Genomic DNA, 14,242 nt, shown 5'->3' on the forward strand with positions numbered 1-14,242 from the left:
ATCCCACGGAGAACCAGTCCATGAAGCACATCATCTTGCGAATCGGCGCGGTCCTGGCGCTCGCGTTGGCCTCTGTTCCGCCAGCCCTGGCGCGGCAGGAAGTGGTCATCGGCATCGGCACGCAGAACACGACCACGAACACCGTCACCGGCGGCGTGGTGCTCAAGGAAATGAAGCTCATCGAGAAGTACCTGCCCACCACCGGCAAGTACAAGGACATCGACTTCAAGCTGGACTGGCAGAACTTCACCTCGGGCCCGCCGATCACCAACGGCATGATGGCCAAGAAGCTGCAGATCGGCATGATGGGCGACTACCCGCTGCTGGTGAACGGCGCCACAGGCCAGGCGCAGCCGGGCAACGAGACGCAACTGGTGGCCATCATCGCGTACAACGCCTTCGGCTCGGGCAACGGCGTGGTGGTGCACAAGGACTCGCCCTATTACGAGCTGGCCGATCTCAAGGGCAAGCTGATCTCGGTGCCCTTCGGCTCGGCCGCGCACGGCATGGTGCTGCAGGCCATGCAATCGCGCGGCTGGAAAGACGACTACTGGAACCTGGTGAGCCAGAGTCCCGAGGTGGGCACCACCAACTTGCAGGAAAAGAAGATCGAGGCGCACGCCGACTTCGTTCCCTTTGCCGACCTGCTGCCCTACCGCGGCTTTGCGCGCAAGATCTTCGACGGCGCCGAGACCAAGGTGCCGACCTTCCACGGCGTGGTCGTGCGCAAGGACTTCGCGGCCGAATACCCCGAAGTGGTGGTGGCCTACATCAAGGCACTGGTCGAGGCCAATACCTGGGTGCGCACCAACCCGGCGGCGGCCAGCGCCAAGATCGAGGAGTGGACGAAGATCGAGAAGGAAGTGGCCTACCTGTACCTCGGCCCGGGCGGCATCCACACCCTCGACCCCACCATCAAGCCACGCTGGCTCGACACCATCAAGACCGGGCATGAAGTGCTCACGCGATTGAACCGCGTGAAGCCGCTCGACATCAATGCCTGGGTCAACGAGAGCTACGTGCGCCAGGCCTACAAGGAACTCAAGCTCGACTACGACGCGCAGAAGCAGACGCTCGCCAACTACGACGTGAGCGGCAATGATGCGCTGTGCAAGACGCCGATCACTCGGCCCAAGGAGGCCGGCGAGGTCTGGCTCGAAGGCGCGCCCATTGCGGCCTATTCGTCGCCCGCCTGCACGCTGGCCGCGATCCACAAGGCACAGGGCGAGAACAAGAGGGTCAAGGTCGCCTACCTCAACGACAAGACGCTGGGCATCAAGCTGTTTGCCGACAAGGCCTTCTACGCGGTGAACGCGAGCGATCCGCGCAAGCCGCAGATCGTGCCCTTCCTGCTGAAGAAGGACGCGCAGGCAGAGGCCGCGGCCATCGGCGGCAAGCTGGCCACCTACCCCGAGGCACTGGCCGCGGCCGGCCTCTGACACCCAGGAGCCGCGATGTCCACCGCCACGCAACGCCTGTTCCACGAAGTGCCCGAGCATGGCGAGCCCGACGAGGCCGCAGCGCCAACGCGCGGGCTGGCCCGCCCCGAGGAAGTGCTGCGCGCGCCGCTGCTGCCCACACCTGCGCCTCCACCGTTGGCCGTGGGCACGGCCGAACGCGCTTGGCAGGCGCTGCGCCAGCAGGCGCCGGCCTACCTGATGGGAACCTGTTCTCTTTTGGGCATCGTGCTCTTCTGGCACCTGGCCACCACCTACCGGCTGGACTTCTACATCCGCTTCGCCAACATCCCGACGCCGCTGGAGGTGCTGTCGAAGGTGATCGAGGTCAACGGCTCGCCCAAGTTCATCAAGAACGTCGGCATGAGCCTGCGGCGCATCTTCATCGGCTTTGCGATTGCAACAGTGCTGGGCGTGGCGCTGGGCATGCTCATCGGCCGCTACCGCCTGACGCGCGGCTTCCTGTTTCCGGCGATGGAGGTGTTCCGACCGATCCCGGCCATTGCCTGGGTGCCGATCTCGATCATGCTGTGGCCCGACAACGAGGTGAGCATCGTCTTCATCACCTTCATTGGCGCGTTCTTCCCGATCCTGCTGAACACCGTCAGCGGCGTGCAGGCGGTGGACGGCGTGCTGCTGCGCGCGAGCCAGTGCCTGGGCGCGCGGGAGCGGCAGATCATGTGGTACGTGGTGCTGCCGGGCGCGGCGCCGCAAATTTTCACCGGACTGGCTGTGGGCATGGGCGTGGCCTGGGTGTCGCTGATCGCGGCCGAGATGATCTCGGGGCAGTTCGGCATCGGCTATTTCACGTGGGAGGCCTACTCGCTGATCTCTTACCCTGAGATCGTGCTCGGCATGATCACCATCGGCGTGCTGGGCCTCATGTGCAGCGGCCTGATCCGTTTCATCGGCAAGGCGATGATGCCTTGGCTGACCTATGGCGCACGCGCCGGGAGCAACCCATGAGCGCCACACCGGGCACCCCGCGCAAGGGGCATGTGCAGATCCGCGACGTGTCGGTGCGCTTTGGCACCAAGGGCCAGACGACCGAGGCCGCGAGCCGGGTGTCGCTCGAGGTGAAGCCCGGCGAATTCGTCAGCATCATCGGCCCGTCGGGCTGCGGCAAGTCGACGCTGCTGAACATCGTGGCGGGCTTTCTCAAACCGAGCGAGGGCGAGGCGCTGCTCGATGGCAAGCCCATCGGCGGGCCCGGCGCGGACCGCGGCGTGGTGTTCCAGCAGTACTCGCTCTTCCCATGGATGACGGTGCGGCGCAACGTCGAGTTCGGCCTGAAGATGCAGGGCCTCGGGCGCAACCAGCGCGAGTCGGCCGCGCGCACGCTGCTTGGCATGACCGGTCTGCTCTCGTTCGAGAACCACTACCCAGACCAACTCTCCGGCGGCATGAAGCAGCGCGTTGGCATCGTGCGCGCGCTGGCCACGAGCCCGCAGGTGATGCTGATGGACGAGCCCTTCGGCGCGCTTGACTCGCAGACCCGTGCGGTGATGCAGGAGATTCTTACCAACATGTGGCAGCAGCTGCAGCTGTCGGTGCTGTTCATCACGCACGACATCGAGGAAGCCATCTTTCTTTCGGAAAAGGTCTACGTGATGACCGCGCGGCCGGGACGCATCAAGGCCGAGGTGCCGATTCCGCTGCCGCGCCCGCGCACGCCCGAGATGACGGCCTCGCCCACCTTCCAGGCGCTGGTGCGCCAGCTCAAGGCGCTGATCCGCGAGGAGAGCCTGGCCGCGATGGGCGGCGAGCTCCACAGCGGCGGGCTGCAGGGCATGGACCACCAATTTGCCCGCGACGGCATGAAGGCGCTGACATGAACGCCACGACGCTTCCACCTGCGTTGCAAGAGCTGCATGAGTTCCCCGTCGACATCGTCGACCACCAGGCGAGCGGGGTGCTCGAGCTGTGCTGGCAAGACGGCAGCACCAGCCGGCTCGCACACGGGCTGCTGCGCGCGCGCTGCCGCTGCGCCGCGTGCGAGCAGGCCCTTCGCGAGCGCGGCAGCCATCCCGAGCCCCAGGCATCGGTCCGGCTCGTGGCGATCAACCTGGTGTCCGACAAGGGGCTGAACCTGGTGTTCTCCGACGGGCACGGCCGCGGCATCTTTCCATGGGCCTACCTGCGCGGGCTTGGCCTGTCCATCACCTCCTGACCCATCCACGCACGATCCTCACCATGTCTCAACTCGCCACCGAACGCGTGCTGCATGTGCACCACTGGAACGACACGCTGTTTTCATTCCGCACCACACGCGATCCGGCCCTGCGCTTTCGCAACGGCCACTTCGTGATGCTCGGCCTGCCGGTCGAAGGCAAGCCGCTGATGCGGGCCTACAGCGTTGCGAGCGCCAACCATGACGAGCACCTCGAGTTCTTCAGCATCAAGGTGTCGAACGGCCCGTTGACTTCGCGCCTGCAGCACCTGCAGCCGGGCGATGAGGTGATCGTCGGGCGCAAACCGGTCGGCAGCCTCGTGCTCGACGACCTGCGGCCCGGCCGGCACCTGTACCTGCTGTCCACCGGCACCGGGCTCGCCCCCTTCATCAGCATCATCCAGGACCCCGAGACCTACGAGCGCTTCGAGAAGGTGGTGCTGATCCACGGCGTGCGGCAGGTCAGCGAACTGGCCTATGCGCGGTTCATCGAGCACGACCTGCCCAACAACGAATACATCGGCGAGCTGGTGCGCGAGCGGCTGGTCTACTACCCCACCGTCACGCGCGAGCCGTTCCGCAACCAGGGCCGCCTCACCGAGGTCATCGAATCGGGCCGGCTGTTCGACGACACCGGTCTGCCGCCGCTCGATCCCGCGGTGGACCGCGCCATGATCTGCGGCAGCGCCGCCATGCTGGCCGACAGCTGCAAGTTGCTCGATACGCGCGGCTTCCAGATCAGCCCGCGCCAGGGCGAACTGGGCGACTACGTGATCGAGCGCGCCTTCGTCGAGAAGTAGCGCGAAGCATTGCGCGAGACGACGGCGGGCGTCGCGTCCGAGGTTCTATGACTCGATAGCAAGATCTGCTTCAAGCGGCTCGCGACCGCCTGATTTCAGCCAGGACCAGAAGCGCCGCGCCCGCAGTGATGGCGCAATCGGCCACGTTGAAGATGGCGAAGTCGTAGACGTCGCGCCAATACAAATGGATGAAGTCGACCACGTGCCCTTCCCACGAGCGGTCGATCGCATTTCCCAGCGCGCCGCCGAGCACAAGTGCCAAGGCCGCTCTGAACAGCAGCGTTCCGCTGGGCTGCACCAGCAGTTTGAGGATGAACGCAGCCGCCGCGATGGCAAGCGCCGTAAACAGCCATCGCTGCCAGCCCGAGGCGTCGGCCAAGAAGGAGAAGGCAACACCCCGGTTGTGCGCCAGGACGAAGTCGGCAAAAGGCGTAATGGGAAGGACTTCGCCCCCGCCGAGGAATCGCGTGGCGAGCGACTTCGACGCCTGGTCCAGCAGCACAACGGCGAAGGCAATGCCAAGATAGGGCGCCAGCCGAGCTGCCACGGCGGACATGCTTTCGTTGCGCCTGTCGGCAGACACGATGATCGTCATTGCGGGGGCTCCTGATGTCGGCGGCATTTTCCCGTATGAGCGCGAGCCGACGAGCGAGTTCCTCCAACCAGGCGGCAAAAAATTCAAGAGGCGTCTGTGAAGCAACCTTGCGGTACGGCACATTCATCAGCTGACCGGGGGCACCTCGCGTTGGTGTCACCGAGCTGAGCCCTTCATTCCCGCTCAGACTGGCCTTCCCGCGGTATTCCCGTGACAGTGACAGGCGAAGGTGCACGTGTGGCTCGCTTGAAGATCGACGGCGAGATCCCTGTGTGCTCTTTGAAGAAGCGCGAGAAGTTGCCGGGCGCTGAAAACCCCAGATCGAGCGCCACGTCTGTGAGCTCGCCGCCCTCACTGACGCGCCGCATTGCTTCCTCGACTCTCACCCCGCTCCAAAACACCTGCGGCGTCGTGTGCAGCTGGTCGCGGAACAGCGCGAAGAAGTGCGCGCGCGACAGGCCAACCTTGGCCGCGATCTCGTCGATGGTCGTTTTTTCCGACACATGAGCACGCATATGGGCGATGGCGGCGCGCAGGCGATGGTCCAGCATAACGCCAATGCCACCCGCAATAGCGGTGGCATCGCCGCCCGTCGTGGAGGCTGCGATGGCGGCCTCCAGCAAGCGCTCCACCTCGTTGTCGATCTGCTCGCGTCCGCTGCCGGCGGAGATCATCAGGTCCAGTACGCGCCAGCACGAACGGCGCAATGCGTCACCAATAGGCACGCGCGGCGAGGGAAACCGGAAGCTGCGGTCCTTCGCCTGGCTGAGTTCGTCCAGCCAATCCTTCTTGATCATGAAGACGATGAACAGGCTCGATCCACTGTCGTCCAAGCGCACCATGTCGTGCGCCTCGAACGCGTTCACGCCCAGCGCCACGCTTTCGCTGTAGGGGACGATTTCCGTACCGACGTGCGCGCACGCGCGTGCTCCGCCCAGCCAAAGGGCGAGCTGCGTTTCCGAGTGCGCGTGCGACACCAGATTGGCGCTCGCCTCCAGGACGATCGCCGTGCCGAACGCGCCTTCGTGGAGTGCATAGGCTTCCTGCATCTGCGTGCTTCATCAAGGTCGTTTGCGGCGATTGTTCCTCCCCGCACCCCTGACCGGCGCAGCGCCTCGGGTAAGTCCTTAGAAGCACACCAGACGATTTGATACGCCGCCGGATCGGCCGATAAGCGCCCTCGGCTCGCAATTTCTAAAGTTGGCGCATCGCTAAAACACAGGAGTAAACCTTCATGCGAATCGCCACTTTCACGAGCGAAGGCCACCGCAAGGTCGGCCTCGTCTCTGCAGACGGGAAGACCGTCACCCCACTGGAGCTCACGCAGGGCCAAGCCGACAGCGGCGTGCTGACGCTGATCGAATCCCTGGCCGAGGGCGGCTCGCTTCCGGAGGCTGCCGGTCCCCCCGTCAACCTGATCGACGTGGTGCTCGATGCGCCATTGCCCAAGCCGCGTCGCAACCTCTGGTGCGTGGGCCGCAACTACCACGCGCACGCCAAGGAACTGGCTGCCTCCGTGTTCAAGGACAACGCGGCCAAGACCGACGACTGGCCCATTGTCTTCACCAAGGTGCCCGAGTGCGTCGTGGGCCCGCATGACGACGTACTCGTGCCGTCCGAAGTGTCCACGCAGATCGACTACGAGGCCGAACTGGCCGTCGTCATCGGCAAGGGCGGCAAGAACATCACACGCGCCGCTGCGATGTCGCATGTGTTCGGCTACACGGTCGTCAACGATGTGACCGCGCGCGATGTACAGATGCGCCATGGGCAATGGGACCTGGGCAAGTCTTTCGACACTTTCTGCCCCATGGGCCCGTGGATCGTTACGGCCGACGAGTTCGACGGCACCAAGACGCGCGTGCGCTGCTGGGTCAATGGCGAGCTGCGCCAGGACGGCCCGACCGAGAACATGATCTTCGACATCCCCACGCTGATCGAGACTATCTCGCGCGGCATCACGCTCTATCCGGGAGACGTCATCGCCACGGGCACGCCTGCCGGCGTAGGCATGGGCATGAGCCCGCCGCGCTACCTGTGCGCCGGCGACGTGGTGCGCGTGGAGATCGACCGGCTCGGCGCCATCGAGAACAAGTTCGTCTGAAGGGCTTCGCATGACGACTCAAGTTCTGAATAATTTGACCGTCGAAATCGACGGCGACGGCGAGGCACTGCTGTGCATCCACGGGCTGGGCGGCTCGTCGAACAACTGGACGCCCGTGCTGCCGGCGCTCGGCAGTTTTCGCCGCATCAGGCCCGATCTGCCAGGCAGCGCAAGATCACCTCTGCCGGATGACGGCAAGGCCTTGTCGATCGAGCGCTACGTGGACGCGATGGCGCGGCTGCTCTCGGCGCTCGACGTCGGGTCGGTGCATGTGATGGCGCACTCGATGGGCACGATCGTCGCTCAGCACTTGGCACTGCGTAGCCCTGGTACGGTGAAATCGCTGGCGCTCTTCGGCCCGCTGGCTGCGCCTCCGGATGCCGCGCGCTCCAACATCGCGGACCGGGCCAACGCGGCACGTGGCGGTGTGGCGGCCATGCAGGAGATCGCCGATGCGATCGTGAAGGCCGCGACGAGTACGCGGACGAGGGAACAGCAACCAGCAGTGCTCGCGCTGGTGCGCGAGAGCGTCATGCGCCAGTCGCCCGAAGGCTACGCGCAGAGCTGTGCGGCGCTCGCCGATGCAGAGGCGGCCGCGCTCGAACGCGTTGACGTTCCGACGCTGTTGGTCACCGGCGACCAAGACGCCGTAGCCCCAGTGGCCAACGTTCGCGCCATGCAGGAACGCATCGTCGGCAGCCGCCTCGTCGTGCTCGACGGATGCGGCCACTGGACGACTTTCGAGCAGCCGCAGCGTTGCATAAAAGAACTCGAAACCTTCTACGCGGCGCTCCGCTGAGACGGCGCCAGTTCCCCCTTTCGACAACCCATGGCCGGCGGCACAAGCCGGAGGAGACAACGATGACCCGTATTGCATTTACCAATGTCCGCATCTTCGATGGCTCGGGCGAAGACCCGTACACCGGCGATCTTCTCGTCGAAGGAAAGCGCATCGTAGAAGTCGCTCGCTTTCCCAAGCGCGTGAGCACCGACGACGCGCGCGTGATCGACGGCAAGGGCCGCTTTCTCATGCCGGGCATGACCGAGGCCCACACGCACTTCTCTTGGAACGACCAACCCTCCCTCGCGGCCATCCAGCTCATGCCGCCTGAAGAGCACATGCTCTGGTGCGTGCGCGTGGCCAAGCGGTACCTCGACATGGGATGGACCTCGGCGATCGGCGCGGCAGCGGCCAAGCCACGGCTGGACGTGGTCTTGCGCAACGCCATCGACGCGGGAGAATTCCCCGGCCCACGCTACCTGGCGGGTAGCCAGGAGATCACCACCATCGGCGCGCTGGGCGACAACACGCTACCGCACATGAAGTTCGAGGAACTGAGCTTCGGCAGCGTATGCAGCGGCCCTGAAGAAATCCGCAAGTCGGCCCGCACCTTCATCAAGTACGGGGTCGACCACCTGAAGATCAACCTTTCGGGCGAGTACATCGCCGGCCTGCCGGCCGAGATGTCGCCGTTTGCGGAAGACGAAGTCGCCATGCTGGCGCAAGAAGCCAAGCGCTACGGCAAGCGCATGGCCGCACATGCGCGCTCGAGTGAGTCGGTCAAGCAGTGCGTACGCCACGGCATCGAGATGGTCTACCACGCGAGCTTTGCCGATTCGGAAGCGCTGGACATGCTGGAGGCGGCCAAGGCCCAGCACTTTGTCGCGCCCGGCATCGGCTGGCTGATCCGCACGACATACAACGCGGCCGAATACGGCATCACCGAGGCCGTGGCGACGCAGATGGGCTACAAGCGCGAACTGGAGGTTGCGTCGGCCTCATTGCGCGAGATGCACAAGCGCGGCATTCGCATCCTGCCGGGCGGTGACTACGGCTTTGCGTGGATGCCGCACGGCACCAATGCCAATGACCTTCAATACTTTGTCGACTACATCGGCATGACGCCAAAGGAGGCGCTGATGGCGGCGACGCGCCTGGGCGGGCAGATTATGTTGCGACCCGATGAACTGGGGCAGTTGAAGGCGGGCTTTCTAGCGGACATCGTGCTCGTCGACGGCGACCCACTTAAGGATCTTTCGCTGTTGACGGATCCGGCCAAGGTTCAACTGGTGATGAAAGATGGCGTGATCCACAAGGACTGCGCCACGCCTGTGCCCTCGCACGCGGCGCTACATCTGGAAGGCGCTGACACACCGCTGCAGGAACAAGGCGTCAAGGAAGCCTTGGCAGAGATGCACTGACCGCGGCTGGTCCGGCTGCTCGTTTATGGTCGCGGCGGGCGGCCGCTTTTGCGGCGATGCGGTCGCTGTGAGCAACTGGCTGGTGTCATGAAGTTCGAGTATCGATCAAGTGTTCGTCAGAAGGCGCTCTTGACGACACCGCCGTCGACGCGAAGGGCCGCACCCGTGGTCGCCGAGGCGAGCGGACTTGCCACGTAGGCCACGAGCGAGGCAACCTCCTGCGGCGAAGCGAAGCGCTTGATCAGCGAGGTCGGGCGAACGTGGTCGAAGAACTCCGCCTCGACCTGCTCGAAGCTCTTGTCGCTCGAGCGCGCCATGCCTTCCACGAAGTCGCCGACGCCGCGCGATTTCGTCGGGCCAGGAAGTACGCTGTTCACTGTGATGTTGGTACCGGCGACCGATTCCGCCAGCCCGCGTGACACGGCGAGTTGCGCGGTCTTTGTCATGCCGTAATGAATCATCTCGGTCGGTATCTGCACGGCGCTCTCACTCGATATGAAAATGATTCTTCCCCAATTCACCCGCTTCATTTCCGGCAGTACCAAGCGCGCAAGGCGAACGCCGCTCAGAACGTTGACGTCGAAGAATCGCTGCCAGTCTTCATCGGGAATATCTTCGAAAGCCTTGGCCTCGAAGATGCCCAGGTTGTTCACGAGGATGCCAATGCCGGAGTGGCGACGCACGGCTTCCTCGGCAGCGTCGGCCCGGCTGAGGTCCCCGGCATAACCGAGCACCCTGCGTTGCGTTTCCGAGCGGATGCGGTCCACCGCCTCGTCGACCGCCGCCTGCGATCTGCCGTTCACGATCACGCTTGCGCCCTCCTGGGCCAACGTGCGCGCAATTGCGAAGCCGATGCCGGCGGTGCTTCCGCTCACCAGGGCGAGCTTTCCATCGAGTTGCAGGTCCATCTGGGTTCTCCTGTGGTGGTTTGACGTTCATGTTCGTTGAGCTGCAGTTCGCGACACCACAGGGTGGCGAGGTCCCTCTCGCGCCCATGCTGCTCCCATGTCGCGCCAGCTTCCCGTTAGCCCAGGAAGGTGACCAATGCCGGAATGACCTGCTCTGGCGCCTCTTCCATCAACCAATGCCCGGAGCCTTTGACGATGACGCCCTGCACGGTGGTCCCAACCATCTTTCCCTGCTCGATCAGAAAGGTACCGCCGGCCTTTTCACCGGAGAGCACCAGCATCGGCATGGGCAGCATCGTTCTGCCCAGCTCGGCGAACTCGGCTGCATCCTGCTCGAAAGCCTTGAAATATTCAAACCCTGCACGCATGCCACCGGGTTGCGCGTAGGCCCTTGCGTAGAACTGGCGGTCGGCTTCGGGCACCGAGTGCTTGGGATCGGCCGCAAAGTCGTTTCAGAAGTGCTCGAAATAAATGCGCTCGCGTCCTTTCACGAGCGCCAGCGGCGTCGCACCGTGGAAATGGAAATGCCACAGGTCGCGCAGGAGCCAGACGTTTTGCCATGCGCCGACCCCGGGCAGGAAAGCGTCCATGAGCACCACCTTGTCGGTCTCCGAAGGAAACTGCGCGGCATATGCGTAGGCCACCATCAGGCCGATGTCGTGGCCGACGATGCTGACGCGGCGAATGCCGAGCGAGCGCACAAGCTCGTGAATGTCGACAGCCATGTTCTTCTTGCCATAGCCCGTCTGGGGCTTCGAGGAATCGCCAGCCCCCCGAAGATCGGGCACGACCACGGTGTGCGTCTTGGCCAGAAGCGGCATCAGCGGGTTCCACATGTGCCCGGTCTCGGCATAGCCGTGCAGCAGCACGACGGTCGGCCCGCTGCCGCCGATGCGGTAGTGGATGCGGGTGCCGTTCACCTCCGCGCTGCCCGAGCGGAAGCCCGGCACCGCATCGGCGGCGGGTGCCGCGTGTGCGGCGCGACCCATGGTCAGCGCGGCGCCGACGGCGACTGCGCCGCCAAGCAGGGCACGGCGGGTGGGAATAGCGAGGGCGGCGGGGGTGAAATCGATCTCGGTCATGTTGAACTTCCTTTCGTTTGGTTTCCGGGTGAGGTGAATTTATGATTCAGCTTCACTTCTAGAAAGAGCTCAAAAGTGGTTTACTCATTCAGCTTTTATGAATGATTGGAGGTGAACCCATGGACCGACTGCGTGCGTACGAGGTGTTTGTCACCGTGGTGGCGCGGGGCAGTTTCACGAAGGCGGCTGACGCGCTGGACACCTCGCCGGCCAACGTAACGCGCTACGTCAACGAGCTGGAAGCCCACCTGCGCACGCGACTCATGAACCGCACATCGCGCCGCCTGTCGCTCACCGAAGGCGGCGAAGCGCTCTTCGACCGGGCGAAATCGATCCTCGAAGAAGTGGCGGAGACCGAGGCCCTGGCGACCACCGCGTCATTGCAGCCGCGGGGGCGCCTGCGCATCAACGCGCCGCTGAGCTTCGGCAGTCTCGTGCTGGCGCCGTTGTGGCCGAAGTTCATGGCGAAGTATCCCGACGTCGAGCTCGACATCGCGCTCATTGATCGTGTGGTCGACATCGTCGAAGAGGGCTACGACCTGGCCATCCGCATCTCGCGCACCGCTTCGGGCAACCATATCGCGCGCCGCCTGGGCAGCTCGCAGAACCTGGTCTGTGCCTCGCCCCACTACCTTGCGGCCCACGGCATGCCCGAGATGCCGGCGGACCTTTCGCGGCATCCGTGCCTGGGCTACACGTACGGTGCGACCTCGGACGAATGGCAGTTTGCCGGCCCTGGCGGAACCCTGGAATCCGTGCGCGTACGCTGGGCCTTGCGCGCCAACAATGGCGAAACAGCCCGCGCCGCAGCGCTCGCTGGTGCCGGCGTCATTTGGCAACCGAGCTTCGTGATTGGCGAGGATGTGCGGGCTGGTCGATTGGTCGAGGTCATGCCTGGTTATCACATGCCACCCGTCGACATCCTGGCGATCTATGCAAGCCGTCGGCATCTCAGCGCGAAGGTGCGGGTGATGGTCGACTTTCTGGTCGATGCGTTTCAAGACTCGCCACTGGTGAAAGGCGGGGTGGCAGAGGTGGACAAGTGAATACTGGGCGTTCGAACGTCGCCACTCCAAGGTGAAGTGCCGCAGATGCCAGTCCGCCTTCATGCACCAACGCCGGCGATTTAGACACCAACGGAACGGGTTAGTTTGTGGAGTTCAGCGACTGGACCAAGAAGACACCAGCCCACTTGCGGCATGTGCCATCCAGCCGGCATGCATACTCACCGTTCGACGGTCTTTTCCCGAAAGATAACATTCGCTTTGTGGCGGTCCGAAACGCGGATTACCTCATTGACGGTCGATACGTTTGCGGAGAGAACAATGATTCGCTGGGCCCTGCTCGCAATGTCAGTAGTCGCGCTTGCCGGGTGCTTCGCGGCGAAACCCCTCGAAGTGCGCGTTACGAACGATGCGTATCAGGTAGGCGAGATTAGAACTGCGTTGGCCACGCCGGCCGTCGATGAAGTGGTTCGGATGAAGCCGAGCAAGGTTCTGCTCGTTGCTTGCACGACCACGCAGCCGACAAAAATCATGCAGTTCCAACAAGAGTTGCAAGCGAGGCACCAGGTCAAACTGCAGTTGTTGATCTTGCAGGATGCAGCATGTCCTGCTTAGCTGCTACCGACAGGCTGCCCACGGGCGAATCGAGAGACCGCTGCAGACCAGTGCTTGCCCATTGCCAATGGGCATGCCGAATAGAGACCGATAGGAGGCCCGATGACAATACCGGAAGAGCGAGTTGAATACTTCAAGGACGGTACGGTCCGCGCACGCGGTCAGATGCTCGATGGCCTGTTGAGCGGCTACTGGGAATGGTTCCGCAAGGATGGCGTTCGAATGCGCTCGGGCTATTTCGAGCTTGGAGCCCAAGTAGGAACATGGACGACCTACGATAAGCACGGTGCGGTGTACAAAGTCACAACGATGAAGCCAAAGGGCAAGTGATGGCCAGGAATAGCCGGTCGGCTCCGTGGCATGCCTACAGAGAAATGAACGCCGCCACCACCAAAGCCACACCGCCAACGATTGAGGCGACCGCGCCAAGCATATTGCCGAGATAAACGACGCGTTCGACTCCCTCGCCGGCCGAAAGCCCGCGACGCCCAGTCAACGCGGCCAGCGGCGTAGAGACACAGAATCCATATGCTGACACGATGAGTGCGGTGGCAACGATCCACGCAAGAGGCGCCGGAGCAGAGACCGATGGCAGCCATGCCGCAACCGCGAACATCAAGGTTGCACCGATGGGCAGGCTCAAGTGAGCGACTCGCCAGGAGTTCACAACGTGAGCAGCTGCATTGCGCTTGATCGCTCGCGCATAGGGGGCGCCCAGCAGCAATCCGAACAACAAGACGATGGCACCGTGGAAGGCGAGATGGCGGGCGGCAGACAGCATGGAGTACGAAAGAACATCAAAGCTGCGAGCTTAACGTGCAGCGACCTCGACATGAACATCATTGCGCCTGCGCGGCGGCCGATACCGCGGCACGCAGACCGAGCAGGTAGCTGTCGACGCCAAATCCGCAAATCTGTCCATTCACAATTTCCGCGAACACCGAGTGGTGGCGGAATTTCTCGCGCGCATGAATGTTCGACATGTGCAGTTCGACGACCGGTACCGTAAGGATCGCCAGCGCGTCACGGATGCCGTAGCTGTAGTGCGTCCAGGCGCCGGCGTTGATGAGCACCGCATCCACGCCCTCGACGAAGCCGCGGTGGATGCGCTCGCACATCGCGCCTTCGCTGTTGGTTTGAAAGCTCTCGACCTCGGCGCCGAGTTCCTTTCCGAGTGCCTGCAATTGCGCGTCGATCTCGGCCAGCGTTATCGTGCCGTATTGCTTCGGGTCGCGCTTGCCGAACATGTTGTGGTTGATGCCGTGCAGCATGAGTATCTTCATGGGGTTGTCTGCGTCTCGTCGC

General features: G+C 63.7%; 16 protein-coding genes and 1 pseudogene. 11 read left to right on the forward strand and 6 right to left on the reverse strand.

Translation table 11 applies throughout. From position 1 onward, the window contains the following. Positions 1-20 precede the first annotated feature (20 nt). Genes J2X92_RS21490 through J2X92_RS21510 form a run of 5 tightly spaced genes read left to right on the forward strand, consistent with a single transcriptional unit; the run spans position 21 to position 4,427 of the window. The gene (locus J2X92_RS21490; RefSeq protein ID WP_307578537.1) at positions 21-1,439 is read left to right on the forward strand and encodes an ABC transporter substrate-binding protein; all 1,419 of its coding nucleotides are present in this window, start codon (positions 21-23) and stop codon (positions 1,437-1,439) included. A 15-nt stretch (positions 1,440-1,454) separates the two neighbouring features. Further along, positions 1,455-2,423, forward strand: a complete 969-nt coding sequence (locus J2X92_RS21495) for an ABC transporter permease (protein ID WP_307578538.1) — start codon at positions 1,455-1,457, stop codon at positions 2,421-2,423. Next, positions 2,420-3,292, forward strand: coding sequence for an ABC transporter ATP-binding protein (locus J2X92_RS21500; protein WP_307578540.1), 873 nt, complete (start codon positions 2,420-2,422; stop codon positions 3,290-3,292). Before J2X92_RS21495 ends, J2X92_RS21500 begins: the two co-directional genes overlap by 4 nt. Continuing rightward, the gene (locus J2X92_RS21505; protein WP_307578542.1) at positions 3,289-3,627 is read left to right on the forward strand and encodes a DUF971 domain-containing protein; all 339 of its coding nucleotides are present in this window, start codon (positions 3,289-3,291) and stop codon (positions 3,625-3,627) included. The genes J2X92_RS21500 and J2X92_RS21505 overlap by 4 nt, the downstream gene beginning before the upstream one ends. A gap of 23 nt (positions 3,628-3,650) precedes the next feature. Next, positions 3,651-4,427 carry a ferredoxin--NADP reductase gene (locus tag J2X92_RS21510; protein ID WP_307578544.1) on the forward strand — a complete coding sequence of 259 codons (777 nt, stop codon included), beginning with the start codon at positions 3,651-3,653 and terminating at the stop codon, positions 4,425-4,427. 70 nt (positions 4,428-4,497) lie between these two features. On the opposite strand, the gene lspA is transcribed toward J2X92_RS21510, so the two are convergent. Together lspA and J2X92_RS21520 are read right to left on the reverse strand one after the other, a co-directional pair. After that, complete coding sequence (gene lspA / locus J2X92_RS21515) at positions 4,498-5,022, reverse strand: signal peptidase II (protein WP_307578545.1); 525 nt, start codon at positions 5,020-5,022, stop codon at positions 4,498-4,500. A gap of 173 nt (positions 5,023-5,195) precedes the next feature. Then, on the reverse strand, positions 5,196-6,071 hold the full coding sequence (locus tag J2X92_RS21520) for a helix-turn-helix domain-containing protein (protein WP_307578547.1): 876 nt from the start codon (positions 6,069-6,071) through the stop codon (positions 5,196-5,198). Between the two features lie 185 nt (positions 6,072-6,256). Here J2X92_RS21520 and J2X92_RS21525 point away from each other — a divergent pair, with 185 nt between their 5' ends. The 3 genes from J2X92_RS21525 (at position 6,257) to J2X92_RS21535 (ending at position 9,328) form a co-directional block, all read left to right on the forward strand. Then, complete coding sequence (locus J2X92_RS21525) at positions 6,257-7,126, forward strand: fumarylacetoacetate hydrolase family protein (protein WP_307578548.1); 870 nt, start codon at positions 6,257-6,259, stop codon at positions 7,124-7,126. A 10-nt stretch (positions 7,127-7,136) separates the two neighbouring features. Beyond that, a complete protein-coding gene (locus J2X92_RS21530) occupies positions 7,137-7,925 on the forward strand; it encodes an alpha/beta fold hydrolase (protein WP_307578550.1) in 789 nt (262 codons plus the stop codon). A 62-nt stretch (positions 7,926-7,987) separates the two neighbouring features. Beyond that, positions 7,988-9,328, forward strand: coding sequence for a metal-dependent hydrolase family protein (locus J2X92_RS21535; protein WP_307578552.1), 1,341 nt, complete (start codon positions 7,988-7,990; stop codon positions 9,326-9,328). 116 nt (positions 9,329-9,444) lie between these two features. Here J2X92_RS21535 and J2X92_RS21540 read toward each other — a convergent pair whose 3' ends face one another. Both J2X92_RS21540 and J2X92_RS21545 read right to left on the reverse strand, forming a co-directional pair. Continuing rightward, positions 9,445-10,236, reverse strand: a complete 792-nt coding sequence (locus tag J2X92_RS21540; RefSeq protein WP_307578554.1) for an SDR family NAD(P)-dependent oxidoreductase — start codon at positions 10,234-10,236, stop codon at positions 9,445-9,447. A 116-nt stretch (positions 10,237-10,352) separates the two neighbouring features. Beyond that, a pseudogene (locus J2X92_RS21545) lies at positions 10,353-11,318 on the reverse strand (alpha/beta fold hydrolase). A gap of 119 nt (positions 11,319-11,437) precedes the next feature. On the opposite strand from J2X92_RS21545, the gene J2X92_RS21550 reads away from it, so the two are divergent. The 3 genes from J2X92_RS21550 (at position 11,438) to J2X92_RS21560 (ending at position 13,267) form a co-directional block, all read left to right on the forward strand. Next, positions 11,438-12,364: a LysR family transcriptional regulator gene (locus J2X92_RS21550; protein WP_307578556.1), complete on the forward strand. Its 927-nt coding sequence runs from the start codon at positions 11,438-11,440 to the stop codon at positions 12,362-12,364. 279 nt (positions 12,365-12,643) lie between these two features. Continuing rightward, positions 12,644-12,937, forward strand: a complete 294-nt coding sequence (locus J2X92_RS21555; RefSeq protein WP_307578558.1) for a hypothetical protein — start codon at positions 12,644-12,646, stop codon at positions 12,935-12,937. A gap of 102 nt (positions 12,938-13,039) precedes the next feature. After that, positions 13,040-13,267, forward strand: a complete 228-nt coding sequence (locus J2X92_RS21560; RefSeq protein ID WP_307578560.1) for a toxin-antitoxin system YwqK family antitoxin — start codon at positions 13,040-13,042, stop codon at positions 13,265-13,267. A gap of 34 nt (positions 13,268-13,301) precedes the next feature. On the opposite strand, the gene J2X92_RS21565 is transcribed toward J2X92_RS21560, so the two are convergent. Next, positions 13,302-13,718, reverse strand: a complete 417-nt coding sequence (locus J2X92_RS21565; RefSeq protein WP_307578562.1) for a hypothetical protein — start codon at positions 13,716-13,718, stop codon at positions 13,302-13,304. A 58-nt stretch (positions 13,719-13,776) separates the two neighbouring features. Further along, positions 13,777-14,220 carry a type II 3-dehydroquinate dehydratase gene (gene aroQ / locus J2X92_RS21570; RefSeq protein WP_307578564.1) on the reverse strand — a complete coding sequence of 148 codons (444 nt, stop codon included), beginning with the start codon at positions 14,218-14,220 and terminating at the stop codon, positions 13,777-13,779. Between the last annotated feature and the right edge of the window lie 22 nt (positions 14,221-14,242).

The sequence above is a fragment of the Variovorax paradoxus genome, from assembly GCF_030811855.1.
In the GTDB taxonomy this organism is placed as follows: domain Bacteria; phylum Pseudomonadota; class Gammaproteobacteria; order Burkholderiales; family Burkholderiaceae_C; genus Variovorax; species Variovorax paradoxus_L.